Genomic DNA, 17,150 nt, shown 5'->3' with positions numbered 1-17,150 from the left:
TTCTTTTGACCTTTTTCTTTCTTGGCGGTCTTCTGGTTCGTCTTTCCGCTCAGTCGTCCTTTAAATTCGCTCATATATCCGATACGCATATTGGCGGCGCCGTGACCGCGGCGGAAGACCTGCGTAATACGGTAAGGGATATCAACGCAGACAGTTCGCTGAAATTTGTCGTCATCACCGGCGATATCACGGAGTTTGGCGCCGACACAGAGCTGAGGGAGGCGCGGGCTATCCTCGACAGCCTGAACAAGCCCTGGCATATCATTCCCGGCAACCACGACGCCAACTGGAGCGAAAGCGGAGCCAACAGTTTCCGGACGATTTTCGGTTCAGAGACTACCGGCTTTCAGTATGGAGGCTATTTATTTGCGGGTACGGCCTGCGGACCCAATATGCGGATGGGCCCAGGTCAGGTGCCCAGGGAAAATATCGTCTGGCTGGACTCGGTACTGGACCACCTGCCCAATCCCGATATTCCCATCGTCTATATGAACCACTATCCCCAGGACTCGTCGCAGAACAACTGGTACGAGGCGATGGACAGGCTGAAGCGGCATAACATCCAACTGATCCTGTGCGGACACGGACATAACAATCACCTGCTGAATTTCGAAGGCGTTCCCGGCATCATGGGGCGCTCGAACCTGCGCGGAAAAGACAGCATCGGCGGGTATAATATCGTCAGTTTTCGTCGTGACACGGTATACTATCAGCAGAAACGGCCTGGGTTGGCGTTGGGACCGGTGTGGGCAAAGGCGGCGCTCTACAATCATCATTTCTCCGGCGATACCACGCACTATTACCGGCCTTCTTTTGCCGTCAATGCCGAGTATCCGGGCGTAAAGAAGGTCTGGGAATACCAGGCGCAGAGCGATATGGGCACGGGCAATGTGCTGGACGGAAATGAGGTTATCGGGACAGATACGGACGGGTGGTTATTTGCGCTTGACAGCAGAACGGGCCGGAAGCTCTGGTCGTATCGGTCTGCCGGTAAGGTATATTCGACGCCGGCTGTGGCGGATGGACGGGTTGTATTTGCTTCCACGGATAAGAATATATACTGCGTAAAGAAGGGGCGGCTGGTCTGGAAGTTCGAAACGGGCAAGCCCGATGTGGCTGCTCCGGTCATCGAATCCGGCACCGTCTATATCGGCGGCTCCGACGGGCATTTCCGGGCGCTGGATCTTGCTACGGGGCAGCTGCGCTGGGATTTTTCCGAAGTCAGAGGTTTCGTAGTCGACCGGCCGCTGATTTATGGTTCTACCATCTATTTCGGTTGCTGGGCCAACGACTTTTATGCCCTGGACAAGCACAGCGGCCGGCTGGTATGGAAATGGAACAGCGGGGCCTCCAACAGAATGTTCTCGCCTGCGGCCTGCTGGCCCGTGGCGGCACACGGACGGGTCTTTATCGTCGCGCCGGACAATGTGATGACGGCGCTGGACGCCGGCACGGGCGCCGTTGTATGGCGTCAGCGCGCTCCCGGTCTGCGGGTGCGGGAGTCTATGGGACTTTCCGCGGACAGCTCGACGGTCTTTGTCAAGACGATGGATGGCGTCCTTATCGGTGTATCGGCAACCGACCCGGCGCTGAATGTAGGCTGGCAGTCAGAACTGAGGCTGGGTTATGAGCTAAGTCCTACGCGTCTGCTGGAAGACAAAGGGGCGCTTTATGTGCCGACGCATTCAGGCATGATATGGGTAGTCGACAGAAGTTCGGGAAAATTACTCTGGCGATATAAGGCTTCCAACTGCATGGTCAACGGTATACTGCCGACGGGAGAGGGGAGGGTAGTGATCAGCACGATGGATGGGAAGCTGACCTGCGTCGCGGTTACCGCAACGCAGGCCAGACCTTAATCTATGCATTTACGGGCTCGGCGATCTGCGTTGAGCAGCTCACCGACTTCCATGTGTCGAGGAGATCACAGAGATAGGTGCTCTTGGCAATGGCGCGGTTGTACGAGTCGCTGCCCAGGAACAGCAGGGTCGGAGGATTGGGACTTTCCGCCAGCTGTATAAAGACCTCTGCCGCCTTTGCCGGGTCGCCGGCCTGTTTGCCGTCCAGCGCCATCGCCCGGTTGTGAGAAGCCCTTACGTCCTCGTAGTCGGCTATCTTGGTCCGTGAGAATGCGATCGATTCCGCGGACAGAAAACTTGTCCTGAATGCGCCAGGCGCTACGGCCGTCACCTTTATCCCCAGCGAACTGACGTCCTGCGCGAGCACTTCCGACAGGGCGATGACCGCGGACTTGGCCGCCGAATAAACGGCCCAGCCGGTGGCGCCGGTGAAGCCGGCGATGGAGGAGATATTCAGGATATGCCCGCTGCGCTGCGCGCGCAGATAGGGCATCGCTTTTGGATGACGCGGATCGTGGCGAACACGTTGACGTCGAAATTTTCGGCGACTTCGTCGGCAGCCAGTTCTTCGATGGTTCCGCCGATGCCATAGCCTGCATTGTTGACGACGACGTCGATACGGCCAAACCGGGCGTGCGTCATCTTAAAGGAATCGGCTATCGAAGCCTCGCTGGTGAGGTCGACTTCGAGGGGAAGGAAATTTTCGTCAGGACCTACTGCTTGAGTCAAGGCCGTGCGATAGCGCGAAGCTGGCGGCCACCGGATATTCTTCCTCCAGCAGCATTTTTACCAGGGCCAGCCCCAGGCCCCTGGACGCGCCTGTTACGTACCATACTTTCTTGTTGTCCATAAATTGTGAATTAGGGTACAAAGGTAGGGGGACGGGATGTCCCGCCGACTGCGTTATTCAAACCAATAATTGCAAAAATCAAACAGGGCTGCTCCTGGTCGCGCCGGAAGACCGGAAGGCTCCGGGTGAAGTATCGGTATTCTTTCTGAAGAAATTGATGAAATGCGACGACTCTTCGAAGCCAAGCGTCCAGGCTATTTCGCTGACGTTCCAGCTGGTGTTCAGCAGCAATGTTCTCGCCTCCTGGGTGACCCTTTCCGCTATCACTTTCGAGGTCGTCTTGCCGGTGGTCTCCCGCAGTGCGCGGTTTAGGTGGTTGACGTGGACGGAGAGCTGGTTGGCGAATTCGGATGGCGACTGCAGCAGGATCTGCTGTCTCGGCGACTCGATGGGGAACTGGCGTTCCAGCAATTCCATGAACAGGGAAGATATCCGCGTGGAAGCGACCGATCCGGTGTACAGCGAGGTCGTCGCGGGTTGCATCTTCAGCGCCGAGTGGACGAGGTCGAAGGTCAGGTTGCGCAGGACGTCGTACTTATAAGCATAGTCCGACGCGATCTCCTCGCGCATCCGGCGGAAAATAGTTTCTATCGGAGCTATCTGGTCCTTTGTGAGGGAGTAGACGGACTGTCCACCGGGCTGAAAGACGGGATATTCCTTTATCACCCCGAACTGGCTGAAAAAAGACTCAGTGAAGATGCAGAAATAACCGGACTGCTTTTCTTCGGTCAACAACTCCCATTTGTAAGGGATCATCGGGTTGCTGAAGACCAGCGCATGGTCCTGAATCTCCACGACCTTGTCGGCATAGCTGAGCCGGAATTTCCCGATGTTTAGGCTGATCTTAAAAAAGTCTTTGCGGCTGTAAGGCACCGGCCCGGGATGTTTGCCCGCGAACTCGTCCATACCGAATACGTTGAAATGCCCCATGCTGTTCCTGAGATTGTCGGGCATCCAGTTGAACTTATGGCGGTAGAAATCCTCGATGGTTTCGGTTGGTTTCATGGGCCAAAGGTACGAAAATCAAATAATGATCAGGCGCTAGTCCGTCCGCAGGCTCCGGATGGGGTTCGCCAGGGCCGAGCGGATACTCTGATAGCTGACCGTCAGCAGCGCGATGCCAAGGGTCGAAACGCCGGCGGCGGCAAACATCCACCACTCCATATGGATCCTGTATACGAATCCGTCCAGCCAGCTGTTCATGAGCAGCCAGGCCGTGGGGAAGGCTACCAGCATGGCCAGGACCACGATCTTCAGGAAGTTGCCCGTGAGCAGGAAGGCAATACCGGGCACCGAAGCGCCCAGCACTTTCCGGATACCGATCTCTCTCGTACGCTGGGCTATGGCAAATGTCGCCAGCCCAAACAGACCCAGACAGGAGATAAAGATGCCCAGAAAGGCGAAATAACCGGCCAGCCGGCCGACGAGCTGCTCACTCTTATACAATTTGTTGAACTCCTCGTCCGAGAACCGGTAGGTGAACGGAAATTCGGGATTGAAGGTTTTGGCGAGCTTTTCGAGACCCGCAATCGCTTCTCTTGTCCTGCCCGCCTGAGTACGCACCAGGACGGTGCCCCAGGTCCAGTTGTCGTCCAGCCGGACGACCAGCGGGTCTATCGAACTGTGCATCGAACTAAAATGAAAGTCCTTCAGGACACCTACGATCCTGCCGGGATGATTGCCCCAGACAAGGCTTTGGCCGACGGGATCTTTTAGCCCGATCTTGTCCACGGCGGTTTCGTTGAGCAGAAAGCCCATGGAATCCGTCGGAAAATCGCGGGAAAAATCACGACCTTCTTTCAGCTGCAGGCGCAGCGTCTTTGCAAAATCATATCCCACGACCTCGTCCGCGAACGGCACGGCAAGGTTCGGGTCCTTGCCCGGCCAGCTGATGCTCCCGGTATGATGCTGGATCACGGTGGGCGAGTTGCGCATCTTCGATACCGATAATATGCCGGGCAGCGCAAGGGCCTGTTCCTTGAACAGCGGATACTTTTTGGTGAGTTCTCCCTCTATGGGCAGATAGACGAGATTCTCGCGGTCATAGCCGATATTCTTTGTCTGTATATAACCGAGCTGCCGGTAGATGACGATCATGCCCACGATCAGCAGGATGGTCAGCGCGAACTGGAAGACGACCAGGCCCTGTCTGGCGAGTACGTCCTTCCAGCTGAATTTCAATCCGCCCTTTAGTACCCTCACCGGGTCCAGGGAAGAGAGGAAGAAGGCGGGGTAGCTGCCCGCGATAAAGGACGTTGTGACGAGCAGGCCGGCCAGCGCCGCCCAGAAAATGGGCTGGCTGACGGGGATGGACAGTTGCTTTCCGGTCAGGTCGTTGAATACGGGCATCAGCAGCGAAGCGAACAGCAATGCGGCGATGAGGGAGCACAGGGTCAGCAGGAAGGCTTCGCCGATGAACTGGCCGATCAGCGAGGCGCGGGCCGCTCCGATGACCTTTCGTACGCCTATTTCTTTTGCCCGCCGGGCGGCCTGGGCCGTGGCGAGGTTCATAAAATTGATGCACGCGATCAGCAGGATCAGGATGGCGACGATGGTAAAGACCTGCACGTATTCGATGCGGCCGCCGTCGACAAAGCCGTTCTTAAAAGAAGAGTGGAGGTATTTTTCGCGGAAGGGCTGCAGGGCCAGCTCGTCGCGTGAGCCGGGGATTTGGCTCTGTACCGGTAGATAAAGTCTTTGATCTTTCCTTCTACGCCGGCCGGGTCGGCGGAAGGCCGCAACAGGATGTAAGTGGAGGGATCGGTGTTGCCCCAGTTGTTGACCCAGGCGTTTTGCCGGACGAAGTCCGTCCAGCTTCTGAGGAAGTCGAACTGGAGGGAGGAGTTGGCCGGGACGTCTTCGAACACGGCCGATACCTGAAGGTTCTCGCTGTTGTCAAAAAGTATCGACTGGCCGATCGCTGCCTGGGGACTGCCAAAGAAGCGGACGGCCATTTTATGGGAGATGGCGATCATACCGGGACGATCGAGGGCCGTTGCGGCCTTGCCCTCCAGCAGAGGGAAGCTGAACTGCCGGAAGAAATCGGCGCCGGCAAAGGAGCCGTTGTTCTTTCCGAGCCTGTCTCCGACCGAGAACGTGTTGCTGGCGCCCGGCGCCGCTGCGTTTTCCATCCCGCTGGCATATTGGATCTCCGGGATAACCCTTTTAAGCTCGTCGGCGAGCAGGCCCTGCGTAGCATAGCCGGCGCCGACCTTGCCGTCGTAGTAGTTGCGTTCATAGATCTGAAAGAGTTGATCGCCATGGGCGTGCCAGCAGTCGACGCTGCGTTCGTCCGCGACCCAGAGCAGGATCAGCAGGCTGCAGGTGAGCCCCAGCGTGAGGCCGAAGATATTGATCACGGAAAAGGCTGAGTGGCGGCGAAAGCTGCGCCAGGCCGTCCTGAAATAGTTGAGAACCATATACTGGCTTTTGTGGTTGTCCAGCCGATACCATGCCATATTTGTAATTAGCTGAGAGACAGATATTTGGCTGCTGTACCCGTCCGCCAGGTGTTCAGTTTTGTGACGGTTGTTGTGCGCGGGTGGACGGCAGGGGCGCCCCGGCTCAGGATTTCTTTGCCTTGCCCAGTCCTACCTTGTAGTCGTCGGGAGTCCCGCTGATCTTAAGGTTCATGAACCGAACGCGTTTGTCTTTGTCTCTGAATTCGATGGCGTCGACCTGGTCGGGGTCCACTTCTTCCTGCTTTTTGCCGAACAGCATCCGGAAGCCGGCTTTGGTGACCATTTTCAGCGGGATGCGCAGGTAGTATTCCATGTGCAGGTCCATCGACTGGGACCCCGAGATCTCCATGAAACCCAGTGAGGAGTTGATGTTCATGCTTGGAATGGACAGGGCGCCGTTCTTGAAGGTGAGCGTATTGCGAAGCGTGTCGAAGCGGATCTTCATCAGGTTCTTATCCCCGAAATAGGAGGACATTGCCTTCATCGGGGCGAAGTTGATCAGTTCTCCGTCGCGGATGTCCACGTCCAGCTGCGCTTCCGACTGGTCGATCTGCGGGGTCAGGTCGGGGTGGATGCGTACATTACTTCTGATCTGGCCGTTGAGCCTTCCTTTGATATTCTTGTTGATCACGTAGTCCTGTCCGAAATAGTCGAGTTTGAGCAGCATCTTTTCGATATTGACGTCTTCCACGCGGAGGCGGCTGCGGAGATAGATCTTGTTGGGGTCGGCGCCGTTGAAATGGGCCCGGGCCATGACCCTGCCTTCGGCAATGCCCATGGTGAGCGTGTCGAGGTACAGTTGCTGGTTGGCCTGCATGCGAACGACGGTATGCAGGTTCTTCACCCATAAATGGGGGTATTTTATCCTGGCGACGTCGACGGTTGCGTTGAAATCGATGAAGGGGATCTGGAAGATATTGAACGCGTCTTTATGCGTCCCGTTGGTGGTGGCGGTGTCGGCTGCGGGGCCCGTGGTTACGGAGACCGTGGTTGCTGAAGGGGCAGCGGGACCTGACGAAGTGCTGACGGCTATTGCCTGCTGATCGGGTGTCTGCTCTGCCGTTGCCGAGTCGCGTCTGCGACCTTTCCCTGGGCCGGCGCGAGGCGGTAGTTGCCGAGCTGCTCGGCGTCGATGAAACGGGACGCGAACCGGAGGTAGTTCTCTTTCTTGCGGCGGACGGTGTCTTTACCGGTATAGAGGCGCATCGAGATGTCGAAGTCGCTGTTGCCGACCTTTCCGCGGAGGGTGTCGACCTTTATGAAATTGTCGGCTCCGAATTTCACGTTGCCGCTGACGCTGTCCAGGCGGAAGGCGTGTTTCTTCAGCTCGCCGGAGATATTGGCTATTTTGACGTTGGCGAACCTGAAAACCGAGTCATAGCGAAGTTCCCATTTGCTGCGCAGCCAGATATTGGACCCCACTTCCCTACGGTAGCCCCGCGGCACGAATTCGCGGCTTTTGCGGCCCAGCAGGTCGTTCATGGCCAGGTGCTGCGACTTAAAGTCGAACGCCAGCATGGTCTTGCCCTTTTTGACTTTTTCGAACCAGAGCGCATAGTTGTTGATCCGTCCGCTGAAACGAATATCCGTACTGTCGATGTTGCCCGCGAAATTCCGGAGCAGCACCGAAGTATCGCCGATGGTCAGTTCGGCGCCGAAGTCGTGAAAGGCGTGCGGGTAGTTTTTAAATGACGCGTAAAGGTTTTGAAGTTTGAATATCCCTTTGGGAAGCGGGCTGGGATGCTGGAGTTCCTTTACGGAGGTCTCCAGCGAGAGGCCGATATTAAAGCCGTAGATCTCTTCCTTCGCCTTTGCGCTGCGGGCGCTGTCGAAGGCCAGCAGCTCTTTCAGAACCATCCTGTTGCTGTGGGCGTTCAGCAGCACCTGTACGGGCTTTTCCTGGTGGTGGAATAGGGCGGGGAGGTCGCTGATCGAACCGTCGAGGCGCAGGTCCGAATTGCCCAGGCGGAAGGCCATGGAATCGAGCTTTACAAAGCCGTCCTTCATCGCGGCGTGCAGGTCGAGGTTTTCTATGATATGGGGATAGTTCGGTATGCGGAAGGTAAGGTGCTTTACCGTGAGCTCGCTCTGAATACCCTGGGTGAGTTTGCCCATCGACTGCTCGGGCAGGCTGAGGTCCACCAGCTCTTTAAAGTCCATTTTCAGATTGATATACCCCGTAATGCGCTGGAGGTCCTTTATGCCGAGAAAAGCGCCGATAAAGCCGAGCTCGAGTTCGGAGTTGATCTGCATGAGGACTTTGGGATCGGTAAAATCGCGCATGACGAAATTGCCGTTGAAGACGCCCTTGTCGGGACGGGCATGCATGTCCGTTAGCCGAAGCTCGGAAGTTTTGAGGCTGTGCTCCGGCCCGTTGGTATAGAAGCCTTTGAAGGAAAGGGAATCGAGTTTTCTGTTTGCTTCCGTGTTGTGCAGCCAGGCTTTGGAGCAGGCGAAGGAGAGTTCTATACCCGGCATCTGGCCGGACTTCAGCTTACCTTTTATTTTGGCGTCGAAATTGAGGGCGCCGTCGTATTTGAAGTGTTTCAGTTCTTTGGCGACCGCCGGCGGGGCAAAGGAGAACAGCTGCCGGAAGTCCGGCTTGTCGCCGGCTATCTTCAGGTCGACCGTATTGTCGTGCAGGAGGTCGGCCGTACCGGTGATATTGAAGACGGCGTCTTCCAATTTGAGCTTTCCTTCGGAGATATTCAGGAATTTGGCGGGCATGTCATAGGACAGCCGGATATCCGTCTCCAGGTGTTTGTGGCGGAAGAGGGTGGTATCGCCGGGGTGGGTTAAGTCAACGAGCATCGCCCCTTTCAGGTCGGCCACGACCTTCGAGCTGCTGTCCAGCTGGAATGCGGCCTGTATCCGGTCGATATGCGTGCTGACGTGCTGTCCGGACTTCCTGTCCAGCCAGGTGATGTCCATATTCTTCAGCACGAATTTTTTGATGTCCAGGTCCATTGCCCTGCTGCTGGTATCGGTGGTAGCGACGGTATCGGTTGCTATGCGGGCTGCTTCGACTATATTCAGGCGGCCTGCGGTGTCCTGAATCAGCCGCAGACTGCCATTTTTCAGGACGATGGCCTTTACCCGGTATTTCTGCTTCAGGATATCCGGCAGGCTAAAGCCCACAAACATGCGTTCGGCCTCATAGATGGGTTTGTCGCCATCCTGCTTGCCGGGGTAGAATTTGACGTTCTGCAGTCCTATGGAGATATAGGGCCAGTTCTGAAAGATCGTGATACTGCTGCCGCCGACAGTCAGTTCGCCAGGCAGTTCTTTGTTCAGCCGGTCGACCGCAATGCCGACGAGGCGTTGCTGCTGGCTGTAGAGTACGGCTACGGCGATCCCGATTAGCAGAATGAGGCTCAGGATTGGGATGAGGATGAGGCGGAGGATCCTTCTGCGTATTTTTGGCGTCATAGTCAGTAAAATTAAACGAATTTCATAGAGGGATATTGCTCGTTGGCCGTTACGGGCTTTTTCTCTACCTTAGGGTATACACATGGGGGGATTCCATCTAAATTAATCCCAACATGAACAAGATATTCCTTTGTATTGCCGCCCGCCAGCTGTACAAGCGGAAGGGCTATTCCCTCCTGAATATTCTGGGCCTCACCGCCGGTATCGTCTGCTGTCTGCTGATCTTCGAATACGTGTCCTATGAGCGCAGTTACGACGAATTTCACCAAAAGGCCGACCGCATTTTCCGGGTACAGGATGAAGAATACCAGAATGGCAAGCTGGTCGTTCCCTGTGCCGCCGCTATGCCAGGAGTAGCGCCGAATATGCGGCGGGATTTCCCCGAAGTGGAGACGGCATTCCGCCTCTACAAACTCAATTTTCTGCTGGCCAATGACGTGCGGAACATAAAGTTCATGGAGCCGACCGTCTACTATGCGGATAATGCCATATTCGACGTCCTTACCCTGCCGCTCGTGGCGGGGGACGCCCGGACGGCGCTGGCCGGCCCCGATAAGATCGTGCTGTCCGAGACGGCCGCAAGGAAATATTTCGGACAGGAGGCGGCTCTGGGAAAAGTGCTGACGATTCATGCGTCGGGTAAGACCAGACCGCTGCAGGTGACGGGCGTTTTTCGGGACTATCCGGACAATTCCCATCTAAAGCTGAGCATCCTCGTGTCCTATCCGACCTTCAGCCAGATCATCGGCACCTATGGAAAGACCGACAATGTCCTGGAGACGAGCTTTGGCTGGACGGATTTCTACACCTATATCCTGCTGAAGAAAGGGGTGGACTACCGCCAGCTGGCGGCGAAGCTGCCGGCCTTTATCGACAAATACCATAACAATATACCGGAGAATAAGAATGCCGGGGACCGCTATGCCCTCAGCCTGATGCCCCTGAAGAACATTCACCTGTATTCCCGGTACACCGAAGAGGCCGAGGCCAACGGGGACGGGCAGTCCGTATCCTTTCTTTTTCTGATCGCCTTTTTTATCATCGGCATCGCATGGGTCAACTACATCAACCTGGCTACGGCCCGCTCGCTGGAGAGGGCACGCGAGGTGGGCGTACGGAAGGTCCTCGGCGCCCTGCGCGGACAGCTGATACGGCAGTTCATGCTGGAGAGCCTGCTGCTCAACCTCGCGGCGCTGGCGATCGCTTTGTGCGTCGTTCTGGTGGTGAATCCCCTGTTCGGACACCTGACGGGGCAGCGCCTGGGCGCATTCTGCGCCCTGCCGTTTGCTTACTGGAAGATATTTGCCGGGTTATTTCTGGCGGGGACCTTCCTGTCCGGCATTTATCCGGCATTTGTTCTTTCCCGTTACCAACCCGTGGCGGTCCTGAAAGGCCTGTTCCGGAACGCATCGGGCGGGCGGTGGCTGCGGAAAGGACTGATCGTCGGACAGTTCGCCGCGTCGATCGTGCTGATTGCGGGGACGATCGTCGTCTACCGGCAGGTGTACTATATGCACAGCCAGACGCTCGGCGTCGACATCGACCAGACCCTGGTGTTGCAGGGGGCGGAGAGCGGGATTACCGACTCGGCCTATGACCGGGCGTTCCCTGCATTCAGGGGAGAGCTTCTGAAAGTGAGGGGTGTGGAGAGCATGACCAGCTCGTCCGACGTGATGGGAAAGGAGATACTCTGGTCGACCAACTGGCGCAAGATGGACGAGGCCGGCGACCGGGTGTATAATCTTTTTCACCTTGGGACGGGCGACGACTTCGTCCGAAGCTATGGCCTGCGGGTGCTTGCCGGGCGCGATTTCTCGCGTGATTTCGACGACCGGCGATCGGTGTTGCTGAATGCCACGGCCGTCAAAGAACTCGGCTATACTTCGCCGGAGGCCGCTGTCGGCAGGCTGCTGCACGGTGGGCAGGGTCATATGGACTCCATGCGGGTTGTCGGCGTCGTGGCCGACTATCACAACGAAGGCCTGCAAAAGGCGATACAGCCGCTGGTATTCTTTTCACACCGCAATGATCACGGCTGGTATTCAATAAAAATAAAAGCCGCGGACCCCGCGTCGACGATCGCGGCTATACGGACCGTCTGGAGCCGCTATTTCCCCGGCGATCCTTATAGTTATTTTTTCCTCGACGAATTCTTCGACCGCCAGTATGCCGACAACCAGCGCTTTGGGAGCGTTTTCGCCCTGTTCGCCGCGCTGGCCGTCGCCATTGCCTGTTTTGGCCTCCTCGGACTTTCTGCCTACAACGTACTGCAGCGTACGAAGGAGATCGGTATCCGGAAAGTGCTGGGCGCGAGTGTGCAGAGTCTGTTGTTCATTCTGTCGAAAGATTTTTTGACGCTGGTTGGCGTCGCCTTTCTGATCGCCGTCCCGGTGACCTGGATGGTCATGGACAGCTGGCTGCAGGGTTTTGCCTACAGGGTTGGCATCAGCTGGTGGGTCTTCGGCGGCGCCGGTCTGCTGGCGATGGGTATCGCTTTCCTGACGGTGGGCGGTCAGGCGCTGAAAGCGGCTTTACAGAATCCCGTGAAAAGTCTGCGGACGGAGTGAGCCTGGCGGCGGGAGCTATCGTATAAAGACCTTGCCGCTGCCGGACAGCTGTTTTGCTCCGGTGCTCAGGCTGAGCCAGTAAATGCCCGCCGGAAGTGTATTTCCGGGCAAGCCGAATTTTGCCCTTCCGTTGAAGGAGTTTGTCGTGGTCTTCCGGCAGCCGCCGGAAGCGTTGTAGAACGATATCGTATAATACCCGTCCGTCAGACCTTCGAGGGTGATAGTCTGTCCTTTCTCCACTACCGTTGGAAAGACCTTCCAGGAGAGGTTTCCTGCCGTGCTGTTCTGATGAAGCGTCAGTATCCGGCTGTAGGACGACTGACCGGAACCCGTCACGACCAGCCTGTAATAGCTGGTCCCGGCAGGCATTGTCATGTCTGTAAAATGATCATCGGTCGCCGGGCTATAAATGGTTTGATAACTCACGCCGTCGGGTGAACGCTGAAGGGAAACCGTGGCGCTCGTCCTGTCGCTGGTCTGCCACTTGCAGGGATGCCTGTCCGTCCTGTACTTGGCCGGTAAAGGCAATGATGTTCACGGGCAGTACGACATATCCTCCGGTAGCGAATACCGAGTTGACGGCCACCAGATCGAGCCCTCCGCCCGCGGCCTCGGTGGTTGTGGTTGGGTAGACCGAGCTATTGCCGAGGTTGAGCAGCTGTGCTGTCGTGGGGCTGGCGGTGCCGTCCGGCCCGAGCAGAGCATATCCATAAAGCGGCTGGCCCGCGGAGATGCCGAGGTCGGCGAAGGTATAGAAGACTCCGCCTATCTCCTGGTTGACATTGGATGAGGCCCGCAGGCGCAAATCCGCGACGTCTTTTCGGAGGACGTAGCAGGCGAACTGTTTGTTGCCCTGCGCCGTCGAAGGATGCCCCCAGCTGCCGTTGTTGCTGCCGTTGCCGCCCGTGCAGGTTTTTACAGCGCCGAACCCATCGGGATCGCCGTTGGCGTCGAGGCTCGTGATGGCTACGATCCGGAAGGGGTCGTGCTGGTTGTTGGCGCCCCTGTCGAATATCGCGAAACCCGCCTGGGGTGGGGAGGAGGTGCTGAGGCCGCCGGAAAAAATGACGTCTACCCGTTCGATATTGTTGTTATTGCCGTCGCCGTTGGAGGCATTGGTAAACAAATTATCCGTCCCCTGGTTGATCGCGCCGCCAGCGAGCAGGAGTTCCATGGAGTCTACGTAGGACGGTTTGAAGGCCAGCGGAATTCCGAGCGGACAGGCGATCGCCGACAGGGCCGTCGTTTCCATATAGACGATGTTCCGGCTACCGGTGACGGCGGCGTTGTCGACGCGGCGCAGGCGGACTTTGCGGCGCCGGTCGGGGCCGCAAGCCATGCGCTTCCGGCGGCGTTAAAGTTGTTGAGCACGTACTGGTTGGAACTGCCGTTGCTGAAAGTATAGGTATAGCTGGTGCTGTTGCAGCCGCCGAATGCGCCCGTTCCTGTCGGCGTGGCTGAATAGCTGCCGATCGTGGAAGTCTGCGTCTGCCAGGGAGGCCGAGATCGCCGTCACGGGAGACTGCCCGCGCGCTGTCAGCGCGAAGAGGAGCAGCATTGAGGCTGTCACAAGGGGGCAGGGACGGCTTTTCATCGGTGGCGGGATTTGTGCGAAAAGGTACACCCGCCGGATTCCGCTGCCAAAAACGGTTTCTGCCTTTAAATAAATGAGATGCTATTTCCTAAGTGTTCTGTTTATTTTCGTGGTTTGGGCATCAAAAATAAAGCCGGCCACAGCGGGCCGGCTCTTTATCAGAAAAGCACCTTTTGGGAGAAGACTATTTTGTCATTGATGAACAGCGCTACTACCCGCACCTCGCGATTGGCGGACGGGGGCAGTGCGACCGTATTGCTGCCGCCTGCCAAATACACATCCCGTCGTTGCAGCGTCTGACCTGCAACGTTACAGACGACCAGTGTAGCCCTGCAGGCCGAGCCCGTGGTGGCAACCAGCTGCATATTTCCCGCGAAATTGCCCGTGAGGTACACGTTCCGGATACCGTTGGGGTCGGCGGCAACCTTTACAACTGCCGAATAGTAGGCTGCTCCGTTGGCGGAGATGGCCTTGATACGGTAGAAATTATCTCCTGCCAGCGGATGGCTGTCCGTATAAGCAGTACTGCTGCCGGCTATCGTCCCGAGTGGCTGGAAGTTCTGGCCGGCGTCCATTCTTTCGATAGTATAGGACTGGACGGGCATGCCGTTGAGGTTTTCCCAATTCAGGCTAACGGAGGGTGCCCTATAGAGTCCGCTGGCCACCAGCCCGTCTGCCAGCAGCACCTCGGAACATGCTTGCTACCACTGTGGTAGACGCGGTTGCCGTACAGCCATTTCGTTTTTCTGTCACCAGTATATTATAGGTACCCCAGACGGTGTCCACGAGGGGACTCAGTTCCGTTGAAGTAAAGCCGCCCGGTCCGGTCCAGTTGAAGGTCAGACCGGTGGATCCGCCGAACGGGGTGGGGTAGTTGCTGCCCGTGACGTCGCCGCCGTAGAGTTGTATCTTAGAGCCGGTGAAGCCCGTAAATGCCAGTGCTTTGGGTGGGAAGGTATCGATCGGGATGACGATAGTATCGGTCCTGGTAGCGGGACAGCCTTGAGCAGGAGACGCGGAGACGACGTATGTACCTGGTTTATCGACGCTCAACTGCGAGCTGTCGCTGTTGGCGCCGGAGATATCTCCGCTGACCGCTTTCCAGGTGAAATAGCCGATGGTGGTATTATTGGTAAGGGTGATGGATGCAGGGTTATGATTACAGCGAATCGTGTCGTTCTGCAGGGAATAGTCCATCACCGGCGGTCGGGTGAATGTCAGCGGCACCATGAAGTCCTGCAGGTTGGAAGTGAATGACGTGGACGACCGGGATTTAAAGAATATATTGCTGAAGAGCTGGTCGCAGGGGCTCAGTGCGGAGTACAGAGCGGGGTCCACGCCGATGCGGGTCAGGTTCATCCCGATCTCGATGAATTGCTGCGTCTCGTAGTTGGGGTCCCAACTGGTTCCCAGCGAAGAATTGGCGGTTCCCGAGGGCGTTGAATAGGTGGAGTCCTGTGTGGCAGACGCGGAGTAGTTGGAGATCCCGACTCCCCAGGCCGTAGAGCCCGTTTTTGAAACGATGGACGCGTATCCGTAGACGGGGCTTGCGGTTGCGCCGTCAAAGGAACCGGTAAAATTGAAATATGTGGGAATGACCGTACTCAGTGTAGTCTGGTTCACCCAGATGCGGACGTCTACTACCGGCGCCGAACCGGGCGAAAAGCTTACGGCAAAGATCATATCGCCGGTCTGGGTGAGATTGCCGGCGGCATCAAAGATCCATTGTGTGTGTCCCGCCTCCGTCCCTGCGGTGGTGAAGGTGCCGGTGCCGGCGTTGTAGGCAAAAGACTTTTTATATAGCTCCACGTCGTAGTAGCTGCTGCCGTTGACGCCGAAAGTAGATACGCCCGTAAAGAACCACAGCGAGTCATGCACGTTGACGCCGGCCCTACGAAGATGGGCGTATACGTCCGCCAGGTCGTTCTTGTTCGGGATATTGGTGTTGCCGCCTTTCCATTTAATGGGATTGTCGCCGTTCTTGGCCGCGATGGTATAAGTAGTGGCGTCCTTAAGGGTTGACGCGGCAATAAGGTCCCTTCCGTAAACTGCGTCGATCCATAGCGAACCGCCGACCTTGGCGTAGAGTGGCGCCGCCATCCGTTGATTGAAGGTGATATTGTTGCCGGCCGACAACAGGCTCCGCCAGGTAGCGGCCTTGGAGGTGTCGATGACGTTATTCCCGGCTCCCGACGGAGCGAACCAGTCGTCTGACGAGATGGCGCCCGTGACAGGACCGTATTTCACCCAGTTGGTGCGGGTGTCCGCATCGACTCCGAAATTGGCGAATATACCGCCATTGCTCAATTGCGAATAACCTGGCAGAGAATACAGGCTCGCGAGAATTACCAGCAGGGGTAGAGCTCTTTTCATGGTATCGGATTTGATTCAACGATCCGTTCAACGGATCGTACGGATATTCTCTAATGACCAATCCGGGCGAAGAAATTGACTTCTCACGCCCGAATCAGCCATGTTTTCACGGGTTGTTCTATTTCTTCTCCAAATTCACTTTTCCTGCATCGGTCACTACTCCCGTGGCAACTGTCACAGAGTAGGCCGTGTCCTTATAGGTGGTGTCCTGCGCATGGAACGTAAGGTTCCAGGACCCAGCGTTGACGCCACCGAAGAAGTAATAACCGGTTGCTGAATCGGGCAAAGCCAGCAGGCTGTCCGTACCCTGTACGGCCCATACCTGGGGCTTCGCTACACCGGGGAGCGCCCATCCTTTTATGCTGCCGCCGATGGCCTCCGCATATGTTCTGATCACGGGTTTAAGGATATATTTTCCGTTGCCGGTCGTCACGATGGAACGGCCCGCGTCAAAGTCTATCCAGAGACGGTAGACGATATCTCCGGTGAGTGTAGCGTGTATATTAAATTTCAATCCGGACTGTTGTGCGGAAGGCGTTTTCATGGCGTAGGACTGCCCGTCGACCACGACAGAGTTGTTGCTGCCGAGGATCAGGCGCATCTGGGACAGTTTGCCGGCCGGGAGATCTGCAGCGGCCAGTACCGTGTCGATGCCGTTTCTGAAGTCGAGCAGGTTATAGACACCGGGACGAAGCAGCGGAACTGTCTGCCAGCCGGAGCCGGTTCCCGTATCAGCCGATACATTGACCTCAACTTTTTGAACGTCGATGTAAACTGCATCATATGGGGAAGGATCATCCGTCAGGCGTACTTCGAGGTGGCCCGTGCCACTGTTGCTGCTGCTGGATTTATTACAGGAAATGAACAGAGAGACCCCTGCGGCCAGGGAGAGAATAAACAAAGAGAGTCGATTCGAGCTTGGTTTTTTCATTGAGTATGAAATTTATCCGGCACATACCGGCCTTCCCCTTAAAGACAGGAAAAAGTCCCCCTGGTCCCAGTGGAGGCGCGGTTTTT

The 17,150-nt window shown here is 56.7% G+C and carries 15 protein-coding genes and 1 pseudogene; 3 read left to right on the top strand and 13 right to left on the bottom strand.

Annotation, left to right across the window (positions count from 1 at the left end; all coding sequences use genetic code 11):
- Positions 1 to 5: 5 nt before the first annotated feature.
- Positions 6 to 1,859, top strand: a complete 1,854-nt coding sequence (locus ACQ86N_RS20260) for a PQQ-binding-like beta-propeller repeat protein (RefSeq protein WP_431216697.1) — start codon at positions 6 to 8, stop codon at positions 1,857 to 1,859.
- A gap of 1 nt (position 1,860) precedes the next feature.
- On the opposite strand, the pseudogene ACQ86N_RS20255 reads toward ACQ86N_RS20260, so the two are convergent.
- The 6 genes and pseudogenes from ACQ86N_RS20255 to ACQ86N_RS20230 all read right to left on the bottom strand — a co-directional run bounded on the left by ACQ86N_RS20255 (position 1,861) and on the right by ACQ86N_RS20230 (position 7,014).
- Positions 1,861 to 2,588: pseudogene (locus tag ACQ86N_RS20255) on the bottom strand (SDR family NAD(P)-dependent oxidoreductase).
- A complete protein-coding gene (locus tag ACQ86N_RS20250; protein WP_431216696.1) occupies positions 2,566 to 2,709 on the bottom strand; it encodes a hypothetical protein in 144 nt (47 codons plus the stop codon). Before ACQ86N_RS20250 ends, ACQ86N_RS20255 begins: the two are co-directional and overlap by 23 nt.
- Before the next feature lie 78 nt (positions 2,710 to 2,787).
- Positions 2,788 to 3,714: a helix-turn-helix domain-containing protein gene (locus ACQ86N_RS20245; protein ID WP_431216695.1), complete on the bottom strand. Its 927-nt coding sequence runs from the start codon at positions 3,712 to 3,714 to the stop codon at positions 2,788 to 2,790.
- Positions 3,715 to 3,750: 36 nt separating this feature from the next.
- The gene (locus ACQ86N_RS20240; RefSeq protein WP_431216694.1) at positions 3,751 to 5,277 is read right to left on the bottom strand and encodes an FtsX-like permease family protein; all 1,527 of its coding nucleotides are present in this window, start codon (positions 5,275 to 5,277) and stop codon (positions 3,751 to 3,753) included.
- Positions 5,247 to 6,167: an ABC transporter permease gene (locus ACQ86N_RS20235; RefSeq protein WP_431216693.1), complete on the bottom strand. Its 921-nt coding sequence runs from the start codon at positions 6,165 to 6,167 to the stop codon at positions 5,247 to 5,249. The genes ACQ86N_RS20240 and ACQ86N_RS20235 overlap by 31 nt, the downstream gene beginning before the upstream one ends.
- A 106-nt stretch (positions 6,168 to 6,273) precedes the next feature.
- The gene (locus ACQ86N_RS20230; protein ID WP_431216692.1) at positions 6,274 to 7,014 is read right to left on the bottom strand and encodes an AsmA-like C-terminal region-containing protein; all 741 of its coding nucleotides are present in this window, start codon (positions 7,012 to 7,014) and stop codon (positions 6,274 to 6,276) included.
- On the opposite strand from ACQ86N_RS20230, the gene ACQ86N_RS20225 reads away from it, so the two are divergent.
- Complete coding sequence (locus tag ACQ86N_RS20225; RefSeq protein ID WP_431216691.1) at positions 6,986 to 7,213, top strand: hypothetical protein; 228 nt, start codon at positions 6,986 to 6,988, stop codon at positions 7,211 to 7,213. The two genes, ACQ86N_RS20230 and ACQ86N_RS20225, sit on opposite strands and share 29 nt — an antisense overlap.
- Here ACQ86N_RS20225 and ACQ86N_RS20220 read toward each other — a convergent pair.
- The gene (locus tag ACQ86N_RS20220) at positions 7,200 to 9,599 is read right to left on the bottom strand and encodes an AsmA family protein (RefSeq protein ID WP_431216690.1); all 2,400 of its coding nucleotides are present in this window, start codon (positions 9,597 to 9,599) and stop codon (positions 7,200 to 7,202) included. The genes ACQ86N_RS20225 and ACQ86N_RS20220 overlap by 14 nt on opposite strands.
- Positions 9,600 to 9,712: 113 nt before the next feature.
- Between ACQ86N_RS20220 and ACQ86N_RS20215 the strand changes: the two genes are divergently transcribed.
- Positions 9,713 to 12,166, top strand: a complete 2,454-nt coding sequence (locus ACQ86N_RS20215; RefSeq protein ID WP_431216689.1) for an ABC transporter permease — start codon at positions 9,713 to 9,715, stop codon at positions 12,164 to 12,166.
- A 15-nt stretch (positions 12,167 to 12,181) separates the two neighbouring features.
- Here the strand turns inward: ACQ86N_RS20215 and ACQ86N_RS20210 are convergent, their stop codons facing one another.
- The 6 genes from ACQ86N_RS20210 to ACQ86N_RS20185 all read right to left on the bottom strand — a co-directional run bounded on the left by ACQ86N_RS20210 (position 12,182) and on the right by ACQ86N_RS20185 (position 17,064).
- On the bottom strand, positions 12,182 to 12,541 hold the full coding sequence (locus ACQ86N_RS20210) for a hypothetical protein (RefSeq protein WP_431216688.1): 360 nt from the start codon (positions 12,539 to 12,541) through the stop codon (positions 12,182 to 12,184).
- Between the two features lie 28 nt (positions 12,542 to 12,569).
- Complete coding sequence (locus tag ACQ86N_RS20205; protein WP_431216687.1) at positions 12,570 to 13,505, bottom strand: hypothetical protein; 936 nt, start codon at positions 13,503 to 13,505, stop codon at positions 12,570 to 12,572.
- Positions 13,506 to 13,520: 15 nt separating this feature from the next.
- On the bottom strand, positions 13,521 to 13,760 hold the full coding sequence (locus ACQ86N_RS20200; protein ID WP_431216686.1) for a hypothetical protein: 240 nt from the start codon (positions 13,758 to 13,760) through the stop codon (positions 13,521 to 13,523).
- A 158-nt stretch (positions 13,761 to 13,918) separates the two neighbouring features.
- Positions 13,919 to 14,446, bottom strand: coding sequence for a hypothetical protein (locus tag ACQ86N_RS20195; protein WP_431216685.1), 528 nt, complete (start codon positions 14,444 to 14,446; stop codon positions 13,919 to 13,921).
- Positions 14,406 to 16,133 (bottom strand): hypothetical protein, encoded by a 1,728-nt coding sequence (locus tag ACQ86N_RS20190; RefSeq protein ID WP_431216684.1) that lies wholly within the window; start codon positions 16,131 to 16,133, stop codon positions 14,406 to 14,408. The genes ACQ86N_RS20195 and ACQ86N_RS20190 overlap by 41 nt, the downstream gene beginning before the upstream one ends.
- A gap of 118 nt (positions 16,134 to 16,251) precedes the next feature.
- Positions 16,252 to 17,064 (bottom strand): DUF4382 domain-containing protein, encoded by an 813-nt coding sequence (locus ACQ86N_RS20185; protein WP_431216683.1) that lies wholly within the window; start codon positions 17,062 to 17,064, stop codon positions 16,252 to 16,254.
- Positions 17,065 to 17,150: the final 86 nt, after the last annotated feature.

The sequence above is a fragment of the Puia sp. P3 genome (assembly GCF_050632245.1).
Lineage (GTDB): Bacteria > Bacteroidota > Bacteroidia > Chitinophagales > Chitinophagaceae > Puia.
This window is presented reverse-complemented; position numbering and strand designations above follow the sequence as displayed.